The sequence below is a fragment of the Aeromonas sp. 603079 genome, from assembly GCF_049172135.1.
Lineage (GTDB): Bacteria > Pseudomonadota > Gammaproteobacteria > Enterobacterales > Aeromonadaceae > Aeromonas > Aeromonas veronii.
The window spans coordinates 1-23,282 of the sequence record NZ_JAAKPX010000016.1; the positions used below are offsets into that span (position 1 = coordinate 1).

Annotated in this window: 20 protein-coding genes and 1 riboswitch; of the genes, 10 read left to right on the plus strand and 10 right to left on the minus strand. The window is 54.8% G+C overall.

What is annotated here, in order from left to right; genetic code table 11:
* Positions 1–347 precede the first annotated feature (347 nt).
* On the plus strand, positions 348–839 hold the full coding sequence (locus tag G5287_RS13055; RefSeq protein WP_005339200.1) for an RNA recognition motif domain-containing protein: 492 nt from the start codon (positions 348–350) through the stop codon (positions 837–839).
* Between the two features lie 7 nt (positions 840–846).
* Here G5287_RS13055 and murI read toward each other — a convergent pair whose 3' ends face one another.
* From murI to nhaR, 3 genes are all read right to left on the minus strand, one after another.
* Positions 847–1,650 carry a glutamate racemase gene (murI, locus tag G5287_RS13060; protein ID WP_129503012.1) on the minus strand — a complete coding sequence of 268 codons (804 nt, stop codon included), beginning with the start codon at positions 1,648–1,650 and terminating at the stop codon, positions 847–849.
* Between the two features lie 108 nt (positions 1,651–1,758).
* On the minus strand, positions 1,759–3,624 hold the full coding sequence (locus tag G5287_RS13065) for a TonB-dependent receptor domain-containing protein (protein WP_227341719.1): 1,866 nt from the start codon (positions 3,622–3,624) through the stop codon (positions 1,759–1,761).
* Between the two features lie 51 nt (positions 3,625–3,675).
* Positions 3,676–3,854: riboswitch (cobalamin riboswitch) on the minus strand.
* Between the two features lie 35 nt (positions 3,855–3,889).
* Positions 3,890–4,792, minus strand: coding sequence for a transcriptional activator NhaR (nhaR, locus tag G5287_RS13070; RefSeq protein ID WP_227341718.1), 903 nt, complete (start codon positions 4,790–4,792; stop codon positions 3,890–3,892).
* A gap of 109 nt (positions 4,793–4,901) precedes the next feature.
* Here nhaR and G5287_RS13075 point away from each other — a divergent pair, with 109 nt between their 5' ends.
* The 4 genes from G5287_RS13075 to G5287_RS13090 all read left to right on the plus strand — a co-directional run bounded on the left by G5287_RS13075 (position 4,902) and on the right by G5287_RS13090 (position 7,829).
* The gene (locus tag G5287_RS13075) at positions 4,902–5,828 is read left to right on the plus strand and encodes a sodium-dependent bicarbonate transport family permease (RefSeq protein ID WP_421231411.1); all 927 of its coding nucleotides are present in this window, start codon (positions 4,902–4,904) and stop codon (positions 5,826–5,828) included.
* Positions 5,829–5,832: 4 nt separating this feature from the next.
* A complete protein-coding gene (locus G5287_RS13080) occupies positions 5,833–6,135 on the plus strand; it encodes a P-II family nitrogen regulator (RefSeq protein WP_005321666.1) in 303 nt (100 codons plus the stop codon).
* 63 nt (positions 6,136–6,198) lie between these two features.
* On the plus strand, positions 6,199–6,708 hold the full coding sequence (purE, locus tag G5287_RS13085) for a 5-(carboxyamino)imidazole ribonucleotide mutase (protein WP_139732797.1): 510 nt from the start codon (positions 6,199–6,201) through the stop codon (positions 6,706–6,708).
* Positions 6,705–7,829, plus strand: coding sequence for a 5-(carboxyamino)imidazole ribonucleotide synthase (locus G5287_RS13090; RefSeq protein ID WP_421209852.1), 1,125 nt, complete (start codon positions 6,705–6,707; stop codon positions 7,827–7,829). The genes purE and G5287_RS13090 overlap by 4 nt, the downstream gene beginning before the upstream one ends.
* Before the next feature lie 73 nt (positions 7,830–7,902).
* On the opposite strand, the gene G5287_RS13095 is transcribed toward G5287_RS13090, so the two are convergent.
* The 3 genes from G5287_RS13095 to G5287_RS13105 form a co-directional block, all read right to left on the minus strand.
* Entirely contained in the window at positions 7,903–9,093 is a 1,191-nt protein-coding gene (locus G5287_RS13095) for an L-lactate MFS transporter (protein ID WP_227341714.1), read from the minus strand.
* 109 nt (positions 9,094–9,202) lie between these two features.
* Positions 9,203–9,946: a LytR/AlgR family response regulator transcription factor gene (locus G5287_RS13100; protein ID WP_108613331.1), complete on the minus strand. Its 744-nt coding sequence runs from the start codon at positions 9,944–9,946 to the stop codon at positions 9,203–9,205.
* Positions 9,947–9,992: 46 nt separating this feature from the next.
* Positions 9,993–11,666 (minus strand): sensor histidine kinase, encoded by a 1,674-nt coding sequence (locus tag G5287_RS13105; RefSeq protein ID WP_005357096.1) that lies wholly within the window; start codon positions 11,664–11,666, stop codon positions 9,993–9,995.
* 1,076 nt (positions 11,667–12,742) lie between these two features.
* Between G5287_RS13105 and G5287_RS13110 the strand changes: the two genes are divergently transcribed.
* The 5 genes from G5287_RS13110 (at position 12,743) to G5287_RS13130 (ending at position 18,296) form a co-directional block, all read left to right on the plus strand.
* A complete protein-coding gene (locus tag G5287_RS13110) occupies positions 12,743–13,297 on the plus strand; it encodes a fimbrial protein (RefSeq protein WP_216952575.1) in 555 nt (184 codons plus the stop codon).
* A gap of 84 nt (positions 13,298–13,381) precedes the next feature.
* Complete coding sequence (locus G5287_RS13115; protein WP_227341713.1) at positions 13,382–15,847, plus strand: fimbria/pilus outer membrane usher protein; 2,466 nt, start codon at positions 13,382–13,384, stop codon at positions 15,845–15,847.
* A gap of 34 nt (positions 15,848–15,881) precedes the next feature.
* Complete coding sequence (locus G5287_RS13120) at positions 15,882–16,625, plus strand: fimbria/pilus periplasmic chaperone (RefSeq protein ID WP_216952570.1); 744 nt, start codon at positions 15,882–15,884, stop codon at positions 16,623–16,625.
* Between the two features lie 130 nt (positions 16,626–16,755).
* On the plus strand, positions 16,756–17,202 hold the full coding sequence (locus G5287_RS13125; RefSeq protein ID WP_216954480.1) for a fimbrial protein: 447 nt from the start codon (positions 16,756–16,758) through the stop codon (positions 17,200–17,202).
* 185 nt (positions 17,203–17,387) lie between these two features.
* The gene (locus tag G5287_RS13130) at positions 17,388–18,296 is read left to right on the plus strand and encodes a hypothetical protein (RefSeq protein WP_216952568.1); all 909 of its coding nucleotides are present in this window, start codon (positions 17,388–17,390) and stop codon (positions 18,294–18,296) included.
* Between the two features lie 284 nt (positions 18,297–18,580).
* Here G5287_RS13130 and G5287_RS13135 read toward each other — a convergent pair whose 3' ends face one another.
* The 4 genes from G5287_RS13135 to fabV all read right to left on the minus strand — a co-directional run bounded on the left by G5287_RS13135 (position 18,581) and on the right by fabV (position 23,184).
* Complete coding sequence (locus tag G5287_RS13135) at positions 18,581–19,828, minus strand: winged helix-turn-helix domain-containing protein (RefSeq protein ID WP_216952567.1); 1,248 nt, start codon at positions 19,826–19,828, stop codon at positions 18,581–18,583.
* Positions 19,829–20,044: 216 nt separating this feature from the next.
* On the minus strand, positions 20,045–21,229 hold the full coding sequence (locus G5287_RS13140; protein WP_421172825.1) for an NAD(P)/FAD-dependent oxidoreductase: 1,185 nt from the start codon (positions 21,227–21,229) through the stop codon (positions 20,045–20,047).
* 150 nt (positions 21,230–21,379) lie between these two features.
* Positions 21,380–21,904: a non-heme ferritin gene (gene ftnA / locus G5287_RS13145; RefSeq protein WP_005339225.1), complete on the minus strand. Its 525-nt coding sequence runs from the start codon at positions 21,902–21,904 to the stop codon at positions 21,380–21,382.
* Between the two features lie 92 nt (positions 21,905–21,996).
* On the minus strand, positions 21,997–23,184 hold the full coding sequence (gene fabV / locus G5287_RS13150; RefSeq protein ID WP_227341711.1) for an enoyl-ACP reductase FabV: 1,188 nt from the start codon (positions 23,182–23,184) through the stop codon (positions 21,997–21,999).
* Positions 23,185–23,282 lie beyond the last annotated feature (98 nt).

A 23,282-nucleotide genomic window follows, 5' to 3' on the forward strand; every position in this document is an offset into this window, starting at 1 on the left:
GGAAGCTGGCTCATCAGGTTGGCGTGTTCCGCCGTGCTGGTAGGGGCGCATTATAGGGAGCCGCGCCGGGATGACAATAGTTTTTTTGAAGAAAATCACGAAAATTTCAAATTATTCAATTAGAAACAGCTTATTCAGTGTATATATACAATGTTATCCACAATCCGGTTATTCCACTCCCATTTTAGCGTCATTTATGTCGCCTTTAGTGACCTTGGGAATGCCATACTGGAGCCGATAACCTCTCCCGAGTGGTCCATGGTAGCGCCAATCAGGAAAGCTGGTTACCATGGAGGTGAATATAGTGTTGCACCTTTTTTGCTTTCATTTACAAAAGGTCTTTTAAGATGAATTTATCCAAGTTTCCCGTATATATGCAGGCCGCAATCCTTGCTCTGGTATTGGCAGTGGTTGGCTACCTGGTTGCCCAGGCCCTGCAGTTCTCTTTGAAAGCGGAAGTGATTTTTGCAGCAGGTCTGGCCATCGGCGGTTTCGTGGTACCGCTGTTCCTGAAGCGAACCCCGGCCAATGTCGCCGAGTCGATCGCCAATCAGGAGACTTGCACCTTATATGTAGGCAACCTGCCCTATCGCGCCAATGAGATTGCAGTGCGCGAGTTGTTTGCCGAACAGGGCCAGGTCATTTCCGTGCGGTTGATGAAAGACAAGGCAACCGGCAAGCGCAGAGGTTTCGGTTTCGTGGAGATGCCCGCCGCCGATGCCGCCAAGGCGATTGCCGCTTTGAATGATAAAGAGTACCAGCAGCGCACCCTCAAGGTGCGTGAAGCAAATGACAAACGTGATAAAGAGGAAAGAGAAGGTAGCGAAACTGACGCCTAACCGCTCGTCAGTACTTCACCTCTTCCAGTGATGACAGCCCCCATGCTTGCAAGGGGGCTGTCAGTTTTTGGGCCTCCCCATCCAGCCGGGTACAGTAGGCCCTGGCAATCACCTCTTCTATATGTACAGGCTGCATGACAGCATGCCCGCCATTGCTCAGCAACCAGGCCACCCGTTTGGCAACGGCACTGCCCGAGTCAATAAGCTGACATTGCGGCATCAGTTGCCCAATCTCTTCATTAAGTAGCGGGAAGTGAGTGCAACCGAGCACCAGCGTATCCGGCTGCTCTTCCCCATCCAGCCAGTCGGCCAATACCTCGCGCAGCAACGCCATATTGACCGGCAGGCCCGCCAGCTTGTGTTCGGCTTCTATGACCAGCTCGGTGGTGCCCTTAAGCAGCACCCGCTTGCCCGGGGCAAACTGGGCGATCAGCTCGTGGGTATAGTCGCGGCTAACGGTGCCTGGCGTAGCCAGCAGACCGATACAACCGTTGCGAGTCTGCGCAGCTGCGGGCTTGATGGCTGGCACCACCCCCACCACGGGAATATCCAGTGCCTCGCGCAGGGCCGGCAGCGCTATGGTGCTGGCCGTGTTGCAGGCAATCACCACCAGATCGATATGATGACGGGCCACCATGGTGGTCACCAAGCGGGTGCAGGCAACAATCAGGGCGGGCTCGCTCAATTCACCATAGGGGAAGTTGGCATTATCGAAGCAGTAGAAATAGTTGTGTGCCGGCAGGACGCGGCGGATCTCGCGGTAGATGGTCAGGCCACCCATACCGGAATCAAACACGAGAATATTGGCCACTTGAGCTCCCCTTTGGTGCAAGGCGGCGATCATACTCCCGCCTGCCGCCAATAGAAAAGGCCCTGCCAATGGCAGGGCCCCTGATTTTTCCACTTGGCCGGCTCCGGCTTAGAGTGAGTAATCCATCGTCACGTAGTATGCGCGCTCATCGGCTGGATACCCCACTGCAGTCTGATACTCCTTATCCAGCAGGTTGTTGATCTTGCCAGATACCTTGAGCGCCGGGGTGACCTTGTAGCCGACAGCCAGATTCCACACGCTGTAGCCACCGAGTTTGGTGGTGTTGGCCACATCGCCATAGCGCTCACCCTGATAGATCCAGCTCAACGAGCCGTCAAACTGCTGCCACTGCGCCTGCGTAATCCACTTGGCCCCTTTGCGGGAGATCAGCTGCAACTGTTTATCGGTCACCTTGTCTTTGGGATCCTTGTACTCGGCAGAGACCCTATGACTCAACCAGCCAGTGTCGAACTCCCCTTCCAGCTCGATCCCTTCAATGCGCGCCTTGCCAACGTTTTGTGGTGTCCACATCCCCTGACTGTTGGGAGCCCACTGGATCATCTGTTCGAAGTCATTGCGATAACCGGTGGCTCGCCACTCGACACCCGCAGTTTGACCATCCAGCATCAGCTCGCTGCTCTTAGACTCTTCCGGCTTCAGGTTGGGATTGCCAGAGCCCGGATAGTAGAGGTCATTAAAGGAGGGGGCGCGGAAACCGGTGCCGTAGCGGGCACTCAGGCGGTAATCCTCGACAAAACGCCAGCCTGCGCCGGTTTGCCAGGTGTTGTGACGACCAAACTGCTCGTTGTCATCACTGCGGCCGCTCAGCTCACCCTGCCATGTCTGGTTGTCGAACTGGACCAGGGCATAGACCCCGGTATTGTCCCGCTCCTTGGCCCCTGCCGGATAGGGGGAGCCAGAAGATCGCGAGCGATCGTCCAGCATGTCGCGCTGCCAGTCAGCACCGCCGCCGAGCGTCCACAGCTCGTTCAGCTTGAGGCTGTTGACCCAGTTCAGGCTGTACTGGCGGGTGTAGGTCCGGTTATTGGCCTGATCGCGGCCACTGTTGTCCTGATAGTCGTACGCATCCTGTTTGGAGAAGGCGCCACGCAACTCACTCAGATAGCGATCATCGTGATAGCGCGACCCCAGCTGATAGCTCTGGTTTTCAGTCCAGGTCTCGTTGCGTTGATGGGTGGCAGGCCCCCAGGCGGAAGCCGCAGAAGAGCGGTCGTACTGGGCGACATTGCGGAACCAGCGGGTCGTACCGAACAGATCCCAGTTGCTGCCGAGCGCCTGCTGGTAGTCCAGCATGGCGTTGTAGCCCTGATGCCCGTGACGGTCACCATCGTTGATGCCGGGCAAGGGGTGTACATTGTAACCCTCTTCATCATCAAAACCGCCAGCCACCTTGAGCTGACCCGCCTCACCTACCTGGCTGGCACTACTGAAAGCGGCCTGACGCTGTTGATGGGAACCGGCACCGATATTGAACTTGTGCTGATTTGTCCCCTTGTCGGGACGGGTAATGATGTTGATCACCCCGCCGATGGCATCAGAACCATAAATGGTGGCGCGTGGGCCACGAATATATTCGATGCGCTCCACCTGATTGAGCGGCAGGTTATTCAGTTCGGTCATCCCGGCGGTCAGGGAGGCACTGCGCACCCCATCCACCAGCACCAGCGTCTGGGAAGAGGTGCCACCACGCACCCGCAGCGAGCTGAGTTGGCCGCGGCCACCATTGCTGACCACTTCCACACCGGGCAGGGTCTTGACCACATCGGTCACGGTCTGGGCTTGCAGGCGATCGATCTCATCCCGGGTCACCACATTGACCGGGGCAAGCACGCTGGAGGCAGGTTGGGCGACGCGGGTAGCGGTCACCACCATGGTGGGATTGACGGGAATGGTCAGCTGCTGGGCAAACGCCGCCGTCGGCAACAGGGCAGCCGCCAGAAATTTCTTCGACATGAGAGATCCTTAAGTTCGCGTAAGTATCTACTTCGTGGCCGGTTTCTCTCGGCCCGAAATACGAACTCTGGCAGGTCTTCGGGCTCGGGGGCTGATAGCCTACGGCGACGGCTTCCCGCCTGATGGCAGTGCCCTGATGTCGCTTCGTTCCCCCTTACCGCTGCGCGCCAGCTCCGGATTTTCACCGGATTCCCTATTAAGCATGATGCGCCAAAGCGGGAGGATTATAGGCAGAGCTAAGCTGGATGTATAGCCATCCAGATTTCTATTTCTTGTCAGCCAGCGCTGCCAGCCGCTGCTGTGCCCCCTCCATCACCGCCTGTACCCCTGGATGGGAGAGATGGCGCCCTGCCGAGACCAGATAATAAGAGAGGGTAACGTCGGTGAGGGTCGCAATCCGCTCCACTCCGTAGAGGCGACCAATCTCGTCAGCCATCGCCAGCGGCGCCGGGAAAATCCCCATCCCCGCCTTGCCGAACGACTTCATCAGGGTGGAGTCATCAAACTGCCCCACCAGATGGGGATGAATACCCTGCTGGCGATACCACTCCAGCAGCCGATCGTGGGTGGCAGACTTCTCTCCGGGGATCAGCAGCGGCAACCCCTCCAGCGAGGCGGGAAAGCCGTCCCGCGCCCGAGCCGCCAGCTCTGGGCTGGCAAACAGCGCCAGCGGGCTGCGCCCCAGCTCGTGGTTGTAGCCGCGCACGCCGCTGTCGGGAGGAAGCGGGCGATCGATCAGCACCATGTCGAGCTTGTGACGGGCCAGCTCGCTGAACAGCTGCTCGGCCCGCTCCTCGTGGCACACCAACCGCAGCGGGGTCGCCAGCGCCATGGCGGGAGCCAGCAGCTCGAACGCCAGGGTGCGGGGTACCGAATCGGCGATCCCCACCTGCATGGTCAGCTCCTGACTGGCGTGGCGCAGGGTGTGCTCCAGCTCGGCGCCGAGCGAGAAAATCGCCCCCGCCTGCTCCTGCGCCTGCCGACCCGCAGCGGTCAGCACCAGACGCCGCCCCACCCGGTTGAACAGCGCCACCCCGAGGGACTGCTCCAGCTCGGCCACCTGACCGCTGATGGTCTGCGGCGTGAGATGCAGCTGTTCGGCGGCCTGCGTCACGCTGCCGCTGCGCGCCACATGCCAGAAGTAGTAGAGCTGTTTGTAGTTGAGCATGCCGTTCCCTATCAGTTTTTTCCGAACAACCATCAGCGAGAATCTGATTTTATCGAAACATTGCGGGCTCTAGCATGCAACCATTATCTGAACTGCCCTGCGAACCATCATGCTGGACGTTGTTGTACTCTTCTTTCTGTTTGGTCTGCTGGCCGGTCTGGTGCGCTCCGAGCTCAAGCTGCCGCCCGCCCTCTACGACACTCTCTCCCTCTTTTTGCTACTGGCCATCGGCCTCAAGGGCGGCGTCGGTCTGGCCCAGCAATCCCTGCAACCCCTGCTGCCGCAACTTGCGCTGGTGATCCTGCTCGGCGTGGTGCAGACCCTGCTCGGCTTTGCCGTGCTGCGCCTCAAGATGAACCGGGTGGATGCCGCCGCTACCGCCGCCCACTATGGTTCGGTCAGCGTCGCCACCTTTGCGGTCGGGGTGAACTGGCTCACCGAGCGGGGCATCAGCTTTGAATCCCAGCTCTCCATCTACTTGGCTGTAATGGAGATCCCGGCCATTCTGGTGGGCATAGTGCTCGCCCGCGGCATCAGTCGCGAGACCCGCTGGCGCATGCTGGCCCACGAGACCTTCCTCGGCAAAGGGGTAACCCTGCTGCTCGGCGGCATGGCCATCGGCTATCTGGCCGGGCCGGACGGGATTGCCCCGCTCAAACCGCTGTTTGTCGACCTGTTCAAAGGGGCGCTGGCGCTGTTCCTGCTGGAGATGGGCCTTATTGTCGCCCGTCAGTGTCAGGACTTACGCAAGCATGGCTTCTTCCTGCTCGGCTTCGCCCTCTTGATGCCGCTCGCCTCGGCGGGACTGGGATTGGCAGCTGGCCAGCTGATGGGCCTCTCCCTCGGCGGACTAACCCTGCTGGCGACCCTGGCGGCCAGCGCCTCCTATATTGCCGTGCCGGCTACCATGCGCATCGCCGTGCCTCAGGCCAACCCGGGGCTGTCCCTCAGCGCCGTGCTGGGGGTCACCTTCCCGTTCAACATCATGCTGGGGATCCCGCTCTACCACAGCTGGGCCCGCCACTTCACGGAGTAGCCACATGCAGACCGAGACCCGCACCCTGCTGACCGTCATTACGGAAGCCAATCTGGAGCCGACCCTGCTGCGCACCCTCACCCGCGAGGGGCTGCGCGGCTACACCATCACTGATGCCCGCGGTCGTGGCGATCATGGCGAGCGCAACGCCAGCTGGAGCGAGAGCGGCAACATCCGGCTGGAGGCCATCTGCAGCCGGGAGCAGGCGGAGCGGCTGCTGGCCCATCTGCAGAGTCGTTACTACCCCGATTACGCCATGATCGCCTTTCTGCAACCGGTCGAAATCGTGCGACCCGAAAAATTCTGAGCCGGCTTGCCGGCTCTTTTTGTTTACCAAAAGCAAACGTTTAACAGCAAGGAACCAATACACATGAACACCCCTCCCCTGATCGGCTTGGTAATGGGCTCCGACTCCGACTGGCCCGTGCTGCAGGCCGCCGCCCGCATCCTCAAGGAGCACGGCGTGCCCTACGAGGCACAGGTGGTATCGGCCCATCGCACCCCGGATCTGCTGTTCGAGTATGCCGCCACTGCCCGCGAGCGCGGTCTGCGCGCCATCATCGCCGGGGCCGGTGGCGCCGCCCACCTGCCGGGTATGGTCGCCGCCAAGACCACATTGCCGGTGCTGGGGGTGCCCATCCCCTCCCGTCATCTCAAGGGGATGGACTCCCTGCTCTCCATCGTGCAGATGCCTAAAGGCGTGCCGGTCGCCACCTTCGCCATCGGCGAGGCGGGGGCTGCCAACGCCGCCCTGTTTGCGGTCTCCCTGCTCTCGGTCGCCCGGGATGACGACGCCCCCCGCTACCGGCAGCAGCTCGACGACTTCCGCACCCGCGAGCGCGACCGGGTGCTTGCCCTCACGCTGGAGGAGCCGACATGATCCTGCCTCCCGCCACCCTCGGCATGCTGGGGGGCGGCCAGCTCGGCCGCTACTTCGTGATGGCCGCCCACCGCCTCGGCTACAAGGTGGTGGTGCTGGATCCCGATCCCGCCAGCATCGCCGGTGCCGCCGCCGATCATCATATTGTCGCCCCCTATGACGACACTGGGGCACTGGTCGAGTTGGCCAGCCGCTGCGAAGCCATTACCTGCGAGTTCGAGAACGTGCCCGCCGCCACCCTCGCGCTGCTCGAAAAACAAAAACCGGTACGCCCGGGCGCCAGCGCGGTGCGAATCTGTCAGGATCGCCGCGAGGAGAAAGCCTTTCTGCGCGGAGCTGACATCCCGGTCGCCCCCTATCTGGCGCTACTTCCGGAAGAGCCTATCCCCGCACAGGCCAGCGAACTCTTGCCCGCCATTCTCAAGACGGCCCGCGAAGGGTACGACGGCAAGGGACAGTGGCAGGTGAGTAATCTGGATGAGCTGGCGACGGCGCTGGCTGCTAGTGGCGTGCCCTGCGTGCTGGAACAACGGCTGGCGCTGGAGGGGGAGTTTGCCCTGACCCTGGCCCGCAGCCCGAGCGGCGCCATCAGCGCCCTGCCGCTGGTGCAGAACTGGCACAGCGGTGGCATTCTGGACCAGACCCGCTCCCCGGCCAATGTGCCAACGCTGGAGCGCGAGGCCAAAGGGATCGCTGAGCGACTGATTGCCGCCCTCGATTACGTCGGGGTACTGACGGTGGAGTTCTTTCTGGTGGAGGGGCGCCTGCTGGTCAACGAGCTGGCGCCCCGCCCCCACAACTCGGGTCATCCCAGCCTCGACAACGCTGCATGCAGCCAGTTCGAGTTGCAGGTGCGGGCCCTGTGCGATCTGCCGCTGCCGGAGCAAATCGCCGTGCGCCCCGCCCTGTTAATCAACCTGCTGGGGGATCTCTGGCAGAAGGGCACGCCAGACTGGGCCGCCCTGCTGGCGCTGCCCGGCCTGCATCTGCACCTCTACGGCAAGGGCGAACCCCGCCCCGGCCGCAAGATGGGCCATATCACGGTAACCGGTGATGAGTGGCCAACGGTGGAGGAGCGCTGCCGTCAGGCCCGCCAGCTGCTGGGGCTGGCGCCGTGCTGATCGACCATCGGAAATGCAAAGACCCGGGCATGGCCCGGGTCTCTGTTTTTGCTTGCTCTGGCAGGGAGCCTTATCAGGCCCGCTCCACCGCTACCGGTGCCGGCAGGCGAATGGTGAGGGAGAGCACCAGCGCTACCAGCAGCAACACCAGAATCAGGTTGAAGGTCGCCATGAAGCCGCCAAACAGGGAGGCCACGATGGAGCCGATGATGCTGCCCAGACCAAAGCCCAGATAGATGACGCCGTAGTTCTTGGTCAGGTTGTTGAGACCGAAGAAGTCGCTCACCAGCGAGGGGTAGACGGTGATGGTGCCGCCGAAACTGAAGGCCACACAGGCCACCGCCACGAAGAACAGGTTGGCATTGAGCGGCACGAACAGCAGCAGCGCCATGCCCGCCAGGGTAATCAGCTGGGCGATGGTGATGACCCGGATGCGGGACATCTTGTCGGAGAGGATACCCAGCACCAGACGGCCACCCAGGTTTGCCATAGCGATGATGGCGACGGCATTGGCAGCCACCACTGCTGGCAGACCCACCATCTTCTCGCCGATATCCTTGGCCACGCCGATGACGTAGAGGCCACTCATGCAGGCGGTGAGGAACATCAGCGCCAGCATCCAGTACTGCGGCTTGCGCATCGCCTCGGCCAGAGTGAAGTCACGGCTCTCGCTCTGCTGCACGGAGGCGGCCTGCTTGGGCGCATCCTTCATCAGCATGCCGCCCACCAGCACCATGGACATGGCGATCAGCCCCCACAGCTGGAAGGTGGTCTCAAGGCCGGAGCTGGAGAGCAGCAGCAGGTTGATATATTTGAAACCGAGACTGCCGAGGCCATAGGCACCGATGGAGCAGGCGGAGATCAGCCCCTTGCGCTCCGGGAACCACTTCACGCAGTTGGAGAGGGTCATCAGGTAGCCGGTACCGTCGGCAAAACCGACCAGAATGCCCGCGCAGAGGTAGAGCATCGCCAGATTGCTGGCATGGGCAGTGAGGAAGAAGCCGATGCCGAGCAGCACACCAGCGCCCAGGGTCACGTTGCGCACACCGAATCGCTCCTGCAGCTTGCCCGCCATGGAGGAGGCGACTGCCAGCGACAGGCTGAGCAGGCCGAAGGCGAAAGCCACCTGACTCACCGGCTCGTCCAGCTTGTCGGAGAGCTGGGCGTTGAACAGGCTCCAGGTGTAGACAGAACCCAGTGCGAACTGGGTGATGATGGTACCGATCAGTGTCAGGTACCGGGTGCGGTTCATCTCTTTGGTCATGATGCGTCTCGGTCGATGGCCTTAAGGAAATTGAGGCCACTATAGGCAAGACGCAGTTCGCGCCGATCGATTAAGGCATGAAATGCAGATCGGCGGGAATGAATGACAATCAGAGCCGCATCAGCTGACGGAACGCCTTGATGTTGCTGCGACTGACCGGTACCTCGAACGGCAGATCATGGAGCCGGATGAGATAGGTGCTGTTAAACCAGGGGACTATTTCGCGGATCTTGTTGATGTTGACGCAGTAGGAGCGGTGGCAACGGAAGAACCCCTCGGCAGGCAGGCGGCTGACAAACTCGCTGATGGTCATGGTCATCACGTAGCGGTCATCACGGGTGTAGACATAGGTGAGCTTCTCGTCGGCCTCGGCGTAGTAGATCTGCTCGCAGGGGGTGACGATGATGCGCTCCCCCTTCACCAGATTGACGGTGCGATTGTGCGGGCTGTTCCCCTCGCCGCTCGCCTCCCCCGTGGTGGCTGGCTGCGACTTGCCCGCATGCTCTAGCTTTTGCAGCAGATTGATGAGGCGCGGCTCGTTGTAGGGCTTGAGGATATAGTCGAACGCCTCCAGCTCGAACGCTTCCACCGCAAACTCCTTGTAGGCGGTGACAAAGACGATGTGGGGCGGATGGCTCGACTTGTGCAGGTTCTTGGCCAGCAGCAGGCCATCGATGGAGGGGATCTGGATATCCAGAAACACCACATCCACCTCGTGATCCTGCAGGTATTTGAACGCCTCCAGCCCATCCTCGAAGCTCGCCACTATCTCGATGGTGCTGTGCTGATTCACCAGATAGATCAACTCCTCGCGGGCCAGATACTCATCTTCGACAATAATGGCTTTCAGCATGACAACACCTCTCGCGGCACACACTTATCCTCAACCATGATGGCACTCAGCATGGCATCGACTCCTGATCCGGCAGATAGAAACTCACCTCGGTACCCGGTTCCAGCCGCTTGAGATGCAGGCCGTCGCCATAGAGCAGCTTGACCCGCTGATGCACGTTCATCAGGCCGATGCTGCGGCTCTCCACCCGCCCGGCGGCCACCCCGTCGATCACCGCCTGACTGATGCCATAACCGGTATCCCGCACCGCAACCCGGATGCCCCCCGCCAGCTGTTTCACCTCGATGGTGACCCGACCCGGCGCGCTGCGGGGCTGGATGCCGTGCAGGATGGCGTTTTCCACCAGCGGCTGCAACAGCAGGCTCGGCACCTGAATGTGCACATCGTCCACCTCGAACACCACCTCCAGCTTGTCGCCGAAGCGGGCCTGCTCGATGGCCACGTAGTCACGCACCTGTTGCAGCTCCTCCTGAATGTCGATCAGTTCATCCCCCTTGTTGAGGTTGTAGCGCAGATAATCCGCCAGATTGGCGATCAGCTGGCGCGCCTGCTGGGGCCGGATGCGGATCAGCGACGAGATGGCGTTGAGGGCATTGAACAGGAAGTGCGGGTTGATCTTGCTCTGCAGCGCGGTGAACTCCGCCTTGCGGGTCATCTCCTTGAGCTGCTCGATGCGCGACACCTCCATCTGGGTGGAGATGAGCTGGGAGAGGCCCACCGCCATCTCCCGCAGGGAGCTGGTGATGCTGTGGGTGCGGCGGTAGTAGATCTTGAGGGTGCCGCTCACCGAGCCGTTCTCCCGCAGCGGAATAATGATGACCGAGTGGAAATCGGAGAGGTGATACTGGCGCAGATCGTTGTTGATGATGATCTGGTCGAGCAGCACCGCCTGCTGGGTCATGCCGCTGATGGCGTGGTGCTCATCCAGCTCGTAATAGTCCTTGCCCACCCCGACATAGGCCAGCACGTCATGGGTATCTGTGATGGCCACCGCATCGGCGCTGATGTCGCGCCGGATCACATCGCACACCTGACTGAGGGAGTGGCGATCGATGTTCTGGAAGAAGGGCAGCGTCTTGTTGGCGATATCGAGCGCCAGCTTGGCCTGCTTGGCGGCAATCAGCTCCTTCTCGTCATCCAGATCCTGCACCAGCTTGATGATGAGGCCGATGCAGAGCGCCCCGGCGATCATCGGATAGGCGATATGGTTGACGATCTCCACCCCGACTTCATGGGGCTCGGTCAGCAGCCAGATCAGCAGCATGGTCAGCCCTTCGCATAGCATCCCCGCCAGAATGCCGTAGAGCCAGAGCCGCGACTTGCGACAGCGCAGGTGCAGCCAGGTGGCGAGCAGACCGGCAATGATGCTGGCGATAAGACAAGGGATGGAGGTGTGGCCATCCATGTCGATGAGATAGCGATGCAGGCCGGAGATGACCCCGGCCGGAATGCCGACCCAGGGGCCGAACAGGATGCCGCCCGAGATGATGGCGATGATCCGCACGTTGATCAGCGCCCCCTCCACCGGAATGCCGGTGTAGGTACTGAACACCGCAAACAGGCCGAAGATGGAGGCCACCAGCACCAGCTCCGCCGGGGTGTGATCCCGCTTCTGGAACAGCCGCTGGAACGGCCGGGTGCGGGTCAGGAAGAAGAGGGTCATCAGCATCAGCGCCGCCCGTTCGAACACCGCCAGCAGCATCATCTGATTTTCAAGCACAACTGTATTCCTGCATCAACCAAGAGTACTCCGGATCATATCCTATTTGCTGGCAATGTACTGATTTCGAAACAGGATGAAAGTGGCCTAACCGTACGAATAAAACGAAACCATGTCTATGGATAACGAGTCAGCACAAGTTACTGGCTACTAACTTGCCAGCTAAAAAAACAGCTCACGGTTAATGTAATGGCATCCGTCATCCAAGCTCCACGCACAACAAAATCCTCTATCAACCATACTTTTAGAGATAATTACCTGTACAGTGCAAAACTGAATATATTCAAAAGCCATCTCTGAATCCCAGCCTCAAAAATATCCTTTCAAAAATCATTGATGATTTATTTAACATAGGAAATAGTCTACTCAAGTAGACAATCTTAATTTCTCTACTCATCATTGAAGACTTGCCACTTTATTTTGCTATCTGTGAGATTGGTACCCTTGATACCAAGCTAACTTTTTGGAGCAAAAACATCATTTACCGCCTATAAAATGATAGGCGTGATGCACGCACCAGTAAAAATAAAACCCACTGAATTTTTAATCACCCTGATTGCTATACGCTTACTAAACACCACCAATTTAAATGAGTGACCGACTTCAGAAAGCAATTTAATATAAAAGATCTAAAAACAACATAAAATATATCAGTGCAAATAAGTTGTTATTTTCCTCGCTTTATCAAAAAAAATCACAAGTTCAAACCAACATGCCAGTCACCATCATGAATCTCCAGGTACTTTGCATGCCAACCCTAAAGGGGTGGAAAGAATACAACAAAATATATTAAATTACATAAAATACCATGACTTCCAACCCTCCTTTTCAACATCACAGGCAAAAGACAACACCCTGTTTTTATTGGTATTTTTTTGTATTTTTAAATATTTTGAAAACCATCAACCCCGGTGATTAAATAACCACCAAAATCAGTCATCAACATGTCTCTGATGACGTGACACAACAATAAATCTTCTAATAAAAATTTATTTTTTTCTCAAAACCTGTTTCATTTCTGACAACCTTAGTCTTGTCAATAATGAAACTCTCAATTCAGATTAAAAAGGTAAAATATGAAAAAGGCAATTGTAGCTTCTGTATTGCTAGCTGTATTCTCTGGCGCCAGTTATGCTGAAAATAGTGCAACTCCAGCAGCAACTGATCAAGGCCATGGCGTGATCAAATTTATTGGTGCGATTGTAGATGCCCCCTGCTCTATCTCCCCGGAAAGCGTAGATCAAACAATTAATATGGGACAAATCTCCAACAGTGTACTCGAGCATCAAGGTGAGGGTCCTCTGCGTCCGTTCGATATTCATCTTGAAGGCTGCTCTCTTGATACCGCCAAAACTGCCGCGATTACCTTCAACGGCATTCCTGATGATACTGAGAAAAAACATTTAGCCATTAATGGTTTCGCAAAAGGTGCGGCTATCGCCATGATTAGCCAACTGGATGGTTCTGAAGTTGTTTTGGGCACCCCGACCAAAGCTGCCACTCTGGTTGAGGGTGACAATCACCTGAAATTTGGTGCCAAGTTGGTAAGCAATATCAAAGCGGGTGACGGCGAAAAAGCAATCCCGGGTGAATTTAGTGCAACCACTGATTTTATCATGACCTACCAGTAAATATTTAAATTTAATCAAACATCTATCCAGTAATTACGTGCAGGGAGGCGCGTTTCCTTTTGTTTACCTTATAAATTGAAATCTATGGAAAAATCTTTATTATCGTTGGCCATTTTTTTCATTTTTATGAGTGTGGCAAAAAGTTCTCACGCAGGTGATATTGAGTTCAATACTGACCTGTTGGATGTTAAAGATAAAGAAAGCATTGAATCAGGTGCTTTTAAACAGGCGGGTTATATTGTACCCGGTGAATACACCATGCAAATGGTGGTAAACGATGCCTTTATTGGCGAGCGTAACGTCAAGTTTCAAGCAACCTCCAGCAACAGCTCACAGCTGTGTTTGACCGTTGCGCTGGCCAATGAATTGGGCCTTAAAAATCACGATCTGGAACGTCTGCTGACTAGTGGGAAGAGTGGCTCTTGCCTTAATCCTGACGTACTCGAAGGAATAGTGATCAAGGGCGATATCAGCAAAGACACGCTTCTCATTTCTGTCCCTCAAGCATATCGGGATTATGTGAGTGACTCCTGGGATCCCCCGTCACGTTGGGATGAAGGGGTCAATGGTGCCCTGCTCGATTATGGCATCAATCTGCAAGAGAACCATTCGACCCATGGTAATGGTGACACAACCAATGTCAGTGCCTATGGTGTGGCAGGTGTCAATATGGGGGCCTGGCGGCTGCGGGCTGACTGGCAGGGTCGTTATGAGCGTAACAAAGAGCAAGCAGGCTCCCAAAGTGAGCTGGATGTCAGTCGTGTGTATGCCTATCGCGCCTTACCCGAACTCAGCGCCAAGTTGACGATAGGCGAACTCGATCTGGGTAACTCCATGTTCGATAGCTTTCTGTATACAGGCGCCTCTGTAGTTAACGATGACAACATGTTGCCCCCCGACTTGCGTGGCTACGCCCCGGAAGTGGTAGGTATTGCCAAGACCAACGCCAAGGTGGTGATTAGTCAGCAAGGGCGCGTTATTTATGAAACGCAGGTGGCTTCCGGGCCATTTCGTATTCAGGATTTGAGCAGCGCAGTCAGTGGCACCCTGGATGTCAGAGTAGAGGAGCAGGATGGATCGGTGCAGACTTTTCAGGTCAACACCTCTCGCATCCCCTATCTCTCCCGACCAGGCTCGATACGCTACAAGTTCAATAGTGGCAAGATCAGCAGTCAACCCCATCGCTTGGATGGACCGGCCTTTGCCAGCAGTGAATTCTCTTGGGGCGTGAGCAATGGATGGTCACTGTTGGGAGGGGCTCTGCTCAGTGAGGGTTACGATGCACTCTCTGTCGGGGTTGGACGTGATTTGCTGCAATTAGGTGCTATCTCTTTCGATATCACTGAATCTCGTGCCCAGTTGGCAGAGGGCTCAAAAACTGGCAGCTCTTATCGAATCAACTATTCAAAGAACTTCGAAGAGTATGACAGCCAAGTGGCGTTTGCCGGTTACCGCTTCTCGGAGCGGGATTTTATGAACATGAATGACTTTATGGCCGCCCGCAAGATTGGCCAACCATACAGGGGCGGCTCCAGAGAACTTTATAACGTGAGGCTAAGCAAGCAATTCAAAGCAGCTCAGCTGGGAGCATATATCGATTACACCCATCAGTCTTACTGGTCCCAGACAGATAGTGAGCGTATCAGCCTCTCTCTGTCTCACTATTTTGATGTAATGGAGTGGCGTGGCCTGGCGACCTCGCTCACCACCTATCACAACGAGCAGGGCCGTCAGACTGATAATGGCATGTACTTCACACTGTCGATTCCCTTTGGGCTGAACAAACATGTGAGTTACAGCGCCTCAACCATGGGGGGCAAAACCACCAACAATATCAGCCTCTTCAACCGGGTGGATGACCGTAACAGTTACTCAGTCACGGCCTCAACCTCGCCAGCAGGTGAAAGCGCCAGCGGTTTCTATACCCACACTGGCGACAAAACCACCCTGATGGCCAACGTTAGTCACCAGGCAGGTAGTTCAACAGCCGCAGGGCTCTCCATCAATGGCGGAATTACTGCGACCAAAGAGGGGATTGCCATGCACCGGGTAGGCATGATGGGGGGCAGTCGTATCATGGTAGATACTGACGGGGCCAGCGGTGTGCCTGTACACACCGGCGGGCCAGTAACCTTCACGAATCAAAATGGCAAGGCGGTTGTAGCCGATATATCCAGCTACTATCGTCAACGAACCAGCATCGACATCGATCAATTGGGTGATGATGTTGAGCCTATTGGGACACCTATTTCCATGGGGACCCTGACCGAAGGAGCTATCGGTTATCGTCATTTCGATATGTTGTCGGGCGGCAAGCGCATGCTTGAACTGGTCAAAACAGATGGCAGCCCAGTTCCATTCGCCGCTGAAGTCGTCAATGACAAGGGGCAACAATTGGGGATGGTCGGTGATGATGGCATGGCCTATCTCGCAGGCCTGCATGAAGGAAGTCCTGTGGAGGCTCGCTGGGGCAGCGAGCAGCATTGCCGCTTTTATTTGCCATCACCGCTACCAGAAGTCTACACGACGGCGAGACTGACTTGTCAGTAATCGATTTTGTATAACCAGATTGAGATAAACCGATATGACCAAGAAACTGTTGTTCACTCTGCCTCTATTGCTAACCATGATGGCTAGCCAGGTTCAGGCTGCCGTCTCATTGGATCGTACCCGGGTGATCTACCCGGCGGGAGCCAATTCAATGAGCCTGACGATCCACAATAACAACAAAACACTGCCTTACCTGGCCCAGGCCTGGCTGGAAGATGCCAATGGCAACAAGATAAATAGTCCGTTCACCCTGTTGCCACCGGTTCAGCGGCTGGAGCCGGGTATGGAGAGCCTGGTCAAGGTGCAAGCATTACCCGCTGTCGCTCTGCTGCCCCAGGATAAAGAGAGCTTGTTCTACTTCAACTTGCGGGAGATTCCCCCTCGCAGCGACAAGCCAAACACCCTGCAGCTTGCACTGCAAACCCGGATCAAGTTCTTCTACCGCCCCGCAACTCTGCTGGTTGAGCCGGGCAGCAACCAAGCGCCGTGGCAAGAAAAAGTTACCCTGCAAGCGGTAGGAGGAAAATACCAGTTGACCAATCCGACCCCTTACTACATCTCCATTGTGGATGGGGCCCGCACACTCAATGCGGGTAGTACTACGGGATTTGAGCCAGTCATGATTGCCCCCAATAGCAGTGCCATGGTCAATCTTGGTGTGGCCCAGCTTGGCCAGCAACCCACTTTTACCTATGTGGATGACTACGGCGGCCGTCGAACCCTGAGCTACCGCTGCACCGGGATCTGCCATTTGTTGCCCGCTCAAGATGCAAAATAGAGAGATAAATATGTCGCCAGGCTCTTCTCCGCGCGCGGCCCACTCAGGTGTTCGTTACCTGTGGTTCATATTGATCACATTGCAGGGCATGCTTCTCCCGTCTCAAGCTCAGGCGGGGAGTGATAACTTGATGATTAATGTTGTCGCAGAGGTAGTCAATCAAGCCTGTTCGCTGCGCCCCGGTGATGAAACCATCACCGTCAACTTTGGCAATATCGTGAACAAAGAGTTATTGAGGGACAAACGCACACCAAGTAGAGAGTTTCAGCTTCATCTTGAAGAGTGTGACCCCGATATCTCCAAGGGTGTGAAGGTGACATTCAGTGGTCAAGGAGCGCCAGACAATCCGGACTTGCTGGCGCTGATGGGGGACAGTACCGCCAAAGGGATTGCCATCGGACTGGAGCATCAGGGAAAGGCATTACCCCTCAACAAAGCAAGCCGTGCATTGATGTTAACTGCTGGTGACAACGTACTGACCTTTGCGACCTATGTGCAATTGCTACCATCGGGACAAACGGGCTTGGTATCAGGTACGTTTAGTACAAGTGCCAACTTCAAGCTAGAGTATGAGTAAAGATACTGAGTTAAAATTAGAATCCACAGTGTTCCTTCTCGAGATTTTCGACGACCCCCCGTGGCTTACTAAATTTCTACATGTGGTGGTGGATAAGTCTTAAACTTAAGTTAAGCATCATGCTCCATGCTCTCTTAATAGCAATTTTTAGCACCTTATTAATATTTATGTGATACTGAGGTTATATGGTCTTTTTTTTCGAAATAATACGAGGTGTATTTAGCACCAGTGATTTTAAAAAACACCTTGGTTACTTTTGGTGCTTCATAACAAATGTTATGTTTGTTTTTTTACTTGGCATAACAAATACCTATGCATCTAGCCTTTCCATTTCTTTAACCGAAGCTCCAGGACTTACAACGAAAGGCGATCCATATATGAAAGCGGTAATTATTGGGGGAGATAATAATGATCTCACGCCTAATTTATGTGCTGGTAAGAAATGGGGTGATTGTTCCATATTAGCTTGGTTAGTTGAAAGGTCATGGCCAAACAAACAACTTGATGGGTATAAATCATATGATGCCGGTGGCATTAACTCAGAGTCATGGCGAAGCTGTGTAAATTCCAATGAAAATAAAACGTTAGGAAAGGTTATTTCTTGCTGGCGAAATAATGGCGTACTTCAGAGACCCTTATATGATACTATCGGTAGTCGTAGACTTAAATCAGGCCCTGATTTATGTCTTTTTTATGGAAGAGATATAGTACAATCAGCCTCATATCCTGGACCAATATCAAATTGCGTATCAGGTTATAAACCAGCTGAGAGTTGTAAATTTGGCCCTAACATTTCCATAAATGCAAAAGGTACAGCAAGCGAATTTAAAAATATGTCTGCAAGTGCAGAAAGTTACTTAGAGTGTACGAATACAACCTCAGGCACAATTAAATTAACCGATGAAAAAGGTCAATTGGTTTTAGATGGTGGAGGTTATTGTAATCTTGATTTAGGTTCTGGTCCAAATAAACCTCATAAGTTAACAGTGCAATATGGAATGCGGAAAAAAGTGATCGCTAAATGCCTATTTTCAGGCGTGAATACTCTAGGTTTACATCGAGGTGCGGGAATAATTGTATTTACGGTAGATTAAATGCCCAGAAAATTTGGAAGTGCTGCTTCGGCTCGTTACATATAAAGTAAAGATTAAGTTATAATTTGATATCACTTTGACGCTGATATCAGATTGTAACTTGACACATACGCTTTATATATTAGCTTTTACTTATAACTCCATATCAAAACAAGCATTATTATTCTGACTTTATTAACATCTCATTACCGATAATTCTATTTATAAAACAATGTGTCAGTCATTTCTCTATCTGGCGACAAGTAATCATCCATATTAATGAGACACTCAACTTTCTTAAAGTACTAACTATTTTTACCATTGAATACTTTTGTATAAAATAAAACCCCACCAAAAAGACTTGTTACATGAACAATCTCATTTTTTATCTTAATTGTGCGCAAATAAGCATCATCCTGTGTAAATTGATCAAAAATGGTATAAATTTGAGGATCGGCTTGCAAAATATCTTGCTGTATCGATTTGACCTTCAATGACTTATTCTCAAGATGTCTCAAACCATTCTCATAAAAATGCACGCGAGAAATCTTTTTTATTTCAAACACCATGTTTTGCTTTGCATCGTTAAACATCAAATCTTGAGCCCATGCGGCTTGTTCAACATTATCATTATCAATGCCGGTAGTTTTGATCAACATATAACCGATATAGTCTGCTTTAATCTGGCATGGGCGATAGAATCTCAAACGCACAAATCCCATCCCAGGAATATCGTGTACATTGATCGGTGAAACAGCTTCAAGATTAATATTCTGAGCAATGCATTCCAGCTGTTTCTTTATGTCCAGCCGCTCATCCATTAAAAATGTTTTTTGCCAAACTATATTATCCTTTATATTAAAGTCCAAATATGAGAATGCATCTTTTGATGCAAGAGCATAAAAGTTTCGGTCTTTTTTTATCAACTTTTCAATATATTTATACTCGTCAGGGGAACGAATATCCTCTGTATACATAACAATACGATTAACACTTGGTGTTGCTAATTCCTTTATCTTTTCAAGCTTTCTAAATTCTAATGAAACCTCATCTTTTTCTGTCAAAATATAATATGATGTAATAGCTGAAATGACAGTAACAATAAAAACAAAGAACATTAATATATATTTATCAAGTCTACCGCGATCAAAGAGTCTTTGTTCCTCGTTTGCATCAACATCATCGGATTCCTCAGTCTTTGTGATCACCTCCGTACGGTGTGACAATTCATCACCATGACCAAGTTCAACCTCCAACTTGAAAATGTAACCCACACGAGGAATTGTTTCTATAGAATTGAAAATCCCGATAGACTCAAACTTCCTACGTAGTAGAAGAATTGTTTTGTTGAGACTAATATCCCTGCTTTCTGTTTCACCCCAAATATCATCAAGTATTTTTTTTCTTTCAACAACTCGCAGACTATTATCACAAAGCACTTCCAGCAATACGGTTTCTTTTTGACTGAGCTTTATTTCTTTCTCGTCAAGAATAATTCTGTATGTCTCAGGTTCAAATATGAACGTGTCGTTATACTTATATTGCTTTGTCATGATTTTATTTAATCTCAACGTTCTGTTGAACTACATTGTATATGATTTTATATACCTTAGAGGAATTTTCTAGGGAATGCGGTAACACGTAATCATGAACAGATAACTGTAGGCACAGCCCCAAGCCGACATACTCGGCCCCCAGTATGTCGGCAATGAAAAACCACACTTATACATAATGTTCTCTTGGGCTCTCCAACAGGGGATATACCCGAATTAGCAGTACTGCCCGGCCACCCAACCGGAAGACCAGGCCCACTGGAAGTTGTAGCCACCGAGCCAGCCGGTCACATCCACCACTTCACCGATGAAGTAGAGGCCCGGTACCTTGCGCGCTTCCATGGTCTTGGAGGAGAGCTCGTTGGTATCGACGCCGCCCAAAGTCACTTCAGCGGTGCGATACCCCTCGGTGCCGTTGGGCAGGATCTGCCAGTCACCCAGCAGGTTGGTGATCGCCTCAAGTTCCCGCTCGTTGTACTGACGCATCGGCTTGCTGACCAGCTGCCCCAGCTCCACCAGCTTGTCGACGAAACGCTTGGGCAGCTCGCGCCCCAGCACGGTTTTCAGCTCCTGCGCGGGGTGCGCTTGCGCCCACTCGCGCAGGGCGGCCGGAATATCCAGCTCCGGCAGCAGGTTGATGTGGATCTTCTCGCCGGCATGCCAGTAGGAGGAGATCTGCAGGATGACGGGACCGGAGAGGCCGCGATGGGTGAACAGCATCGCCTCCTTGAAGCAGGTGCCATCCTCGGCGGTCACCGCCACCGGCAGGCTGATGCCCGCCAGATCGGCGAACGCCTCTTTCTCTGCCTGATGGAGGGTAAAGGGCACCAGACCTGCGCGGGTCGGCAGCACCTTGAGACCGAACTGCTCCGCCAGCTTGAAGCCATACGGAGTCGCGCCCAGCTTGGGCATGGAGAGACCGCCGGTCGCCACCACCAGCGAGTGGCAGCCGATCTCACCCTTGCTGGTGGTCAACACAAAGCCTTCGTCCTGCTTGCTGACGGTGAGGATTTCGGTCTGGAACTGCAGGGTCACCCCGGCCCAGTCGCACTCGGTGAGCAACACATCGACGATATCCTTGGCGCTCTCGAGACAAAACAGCTGCCCCAGGGTGCGTTCGTGATAGCTGACCCCGTGGCGATCCACCAGATCGATAAAGTCCTGCTGGGTGTAGCGGGCCAGCGCCGACTTGCTGAAGTGGGGATTCTCCGACAGGTAGGCGTGAGCGCCCGCCTGATGGTTGGTGAAGTTGCAGCGGCCACCGCCACTGATGAGGATTTTGCGGCCCGGCTTCTTGGCGTTGTCGAGCACCAGCACGGAGCGGCCACGGTAGCCCGCCTGCGCCGCACACATCAATCCGGCCGCACCGGCCCCGATCACCACCACATCGACCTGCTTCATCATCACTCACTTATCAAAATAGAAACGGCACCTGGCCAGAACCGAGATTGCCTCTGGCGGAACAGAACCATAGTGGCTGCCCACCAGAATAAACAACGGCCCTTAAAAGGGCCGTTATTGTACTGGCTGAACACTAAGTGTCCACGACTATCAGGCGTTGCTGTCCATGATGCTGGCAGGGGCGCCCTTGGCCAGTTCGGCCAGCTCCTTGTCGATGAAGTAGAGGCCTTTGCCATCTTCACCCACCAGACCCAGACGGTCGACGATGCTCTTGAACAACTTCTCCTCTTCATGCTGCTCGGCCACATACCACTGCAGGAAGTTGAAAGTGGAGTAGTCCTGAGTGGTGAAGGCTACGTGGGCCAGACCATTGATGCACTTGGTGATGTGGTACTCGTGCTCCAGGGTGGTACGGAACACGTCGCCCAGCGACTTGAACTCGTGGGGAGGGGCATCGATGGCACCCAGCTTGGGCATGGCGCCGGTCTCGCTCACATAGGTGAACAGACGCTCCATGTGCTGGCGCTCCTCGACCGCGTGCTGACGCAGGAAGGTCGCCGCCCCTTCAAAGCCCTTGTCTTCGCACCAGGCGCTCATCTGCAGATAGAGATTGGAGGAGTAGAACTCCAGGTTAATCTGCTCGTTCAACTTCTCAATCATGGCTTGGGCCAGCATCTTGTTTCTCCTCAGTGATTTGGTATCGATTGTCGCCACACTCCCGCCGCGAATCAACCCGCCAACGAGAGGGAGATCCCGTTTCTTTCAGCTCAGGGGGTCAGCTCCCCAAGGGAGGCGACATCCACGGGCGCAGCATAATCTACGCCCGGCAGCTCGAAGCCGTTGAGCTGCATGAAATCCTGCCGCAGCCCGGCAAAGTCCCCCAGCGCGTGGAAATTGTCCGGCGTCACCTTGGGCCAGAGCGCCGAGACGGCGGCCTGAATGGCCGAGTCCAGCTCGTGGTCATCCATTCGGATCAGCCGGTTGCCATCGGCCACCACCCCATTGGGCCCGTACATCTTGGCGGCAAACAGTCGCTGCATCTGCTCGATGCAGCCTTCGTGCACACCGCGCTCCTTCATCACCCCCATCAGCAGGCCCAGATAGACCGGCAACACCGGAATATAGGCGCTCGCCTTGGTTACCAACGCCTTGCAGACTGACACCCAGGCATGGCCACCAATCTCGGCCAGCTGCAGGTTGATGGTCTCGGCGGTGGCGTGCAGATGCTCCTTGGCATAACCGATGGTGCCATCCCGATAGAGGGGATAGGTGGATTCGGGGCCGATATAGGAGTAAGCGACGGTTTGGGCACCGGGGGCCAGACAATCGGCCTGCTGCAACGCCTGCATCCAGAGCTGCCAATCCTCGCCCCCCATCACGGTGACGGTATCGCGGATCTCCTCCGGCGTGGCAGGCGCCAGCGACTGCTGCACCAGAGTATCGCGCTCCAGATCCAGCCCCCAGCCGCTGAATGGCTGGCCGGTGGTCTTGAGCACGGAGCGCACCTGCGTGCCGTCGGGCAGCACCCGGATGCCGCTCGCCATCGAATAGATCACCAGATCCACCTGCCCCAGCTGCTGACGGATGGTGTCGATGGCCTGCTGACGCATGCCGTCGGAGAAGGCATCACCGATCAGGTTGATGGCGATACGCCCCTCCTGCTCCGCCTCCTTGCGAAACCAGATGTTGTTGTACCAGCCGGCGCTGCCCAATCCTTTGTCGGAAGGGCCGCGCTCGAAGGAGATACCAATGGTGTCGGCACCGGCACCAAAGGCGAGTGCAATGCGCGACGCCAGTCCAAACCCGGAGGAGGCACCCAGCACCAGCACCCGCTTGGGGCCGTTGAACGGGCCAGCGGCCTTGATCCGTTCGATCTGCTGCTGCACGGCGGCGCGACAGCCGATGGGGTGACAGTTGCGGGCAACACAACCTTGAATCTGGGGATGAATGATCATGGGAAGGCCTCCAAAGAAACTGGCTACAGCATAACCAAATCGAAGGAGATTAACTTGATGCCGGATCGCTATCAGTCAGAAAAGCCGCGGGAATTGAG

What these genes read in the sequence shown, in the direction of transcription:
- G5287_RS13055 (WP_005339200.1), top strand. Translation starts at nt 348, where the DNA reads ATGAATTTATCCAAGTTTCCCGTATATATGCAGGCCGCAATCCTTGCT.
- G5287_RS13065 (WP_227341719.1), bottom strand. Translation starts at nt 3,624, where the DNA reads ATGTCGAAGAAATTTCTGGCGGCTGCCCTGTTGCCGACGGCGGCGTTT.
- nhaR (WP_227341718.1), bottom strand. Translation starts at nt 4,792, where the DNA reads ATGCTCAACTACAAACAGCTCTACTACTTCTGGCATGTGGCGCGCAGC.
- G5287_RS13075 (WP_421231411.1), top strand. Translation starts at nt 4,902, where the DNA reads ATGCTGGACGTTGTTGTACTCTTCTTTCTGTTTGGTCTGCTGGCCGGT.
- G5287_RS13080 (WP_005321666.1), top strand. Translation starts at nt 5,833, where the DNA reads ATGCAGACCGAGACCCGCACCCTGCTGACCGTCATTACGGAAGCCAAT.
- purE (WP_139732797.1), top strand. Translation starts at nt 6,199, where the DNA reads ATGAACACCCCTCCCCTGATCGGCTTGGTAATGGGCTCCGACTCCGAC.
- G5287_RS13090 (WP_421209852.1), top strand. Translation starts at nt 6,705, where the DNA reads ATGATCCTGCCTCCCGCCACCCTCGGCATGCTGGGGGGCGGCCAGCTC.
- G5287_RS13095 (WP_227341714.1), bottom strand. Translation starts at nt 9,093, where the DNA reads ATGACCAAAGAGATGAACCGCACCCGGTACCTGACACTGATCGGTACC.
- G5287_RS13100 (WP_108613331.1), bottom strand. Translation starts at nt 9,946, where the DNA reads ATGCTGAAAGCCATTATTGTCGAAGATGAGTATCTGGCCCGCGAGGAG.
- G5287_RS13110 (WP_216952575.1), top strand. Translation starts at nt 12,743, where the DNA reads ATGAAAAAGGCAATTGTAGCTTCTGTATTGCTAGCTGTATTCTCTGGC.
- G5287_RS13115 (WP_227341713.1), top strand. Translation starts at nt 13,382, where the DNA reads ATGGAAAAATCTTTATTATCGTTGGCCATTTTTTTCATTTTTATGAGT.
- G5287_RS13120 (WP_216952570.1), top strand. Translation starts at nt 15,882, where the DNA reads ATGACCAAGAAACTGTTGTTCACTCTGCCTCTATTGCTAACCATGATG.
- G5287_RS13125 (WP_216954480.1), top strand. Translation starts at nt 16,756, where the DNA reads ATGATTAATGTTGTCGCAGAGGTAGTCAATCAAGCCTGTTCGCTGCGC.
- G5287_RS13130 (WP_216952568.1), top strand. Translation starts at nt 17,388, where the DNA reads ATGGTCTTTTTTTTCGAAATAATACGAGGTGTATTTAGCACCAGTGAT.
- G5287_RS13135 (WP_216952567.1), bottom strand. Translation starts at nt 19,828, where the DNA reads ATGACAAAGCAATATAAGTATAACGACACGTTCATATTTGAACCTGAG.
- G5287_RS13140 (WP_421172825.1), bottom strand. Translation starts at nt 21,229, where the DNA reads ATGAAGCAGGTCGATGTGGTGGTGATCGGGGCCGGTGCGGCCGGATTG.
- ftnA (WP_005339225.1), bottom strand. Translation starts at nt 21,904, where the DNA reads ATGCTGGCCCAAGCCATGATTGAGAAGTTGAACGAGCAGATTAACCTG.
- fabV (WP_227341711.1), bottom strand. Translation starts at nt 23,184, where the DNA reads ATGATCATTCATCCCCAGATTCAAGGTTGTGTTGCCCGCAACTGTCAC.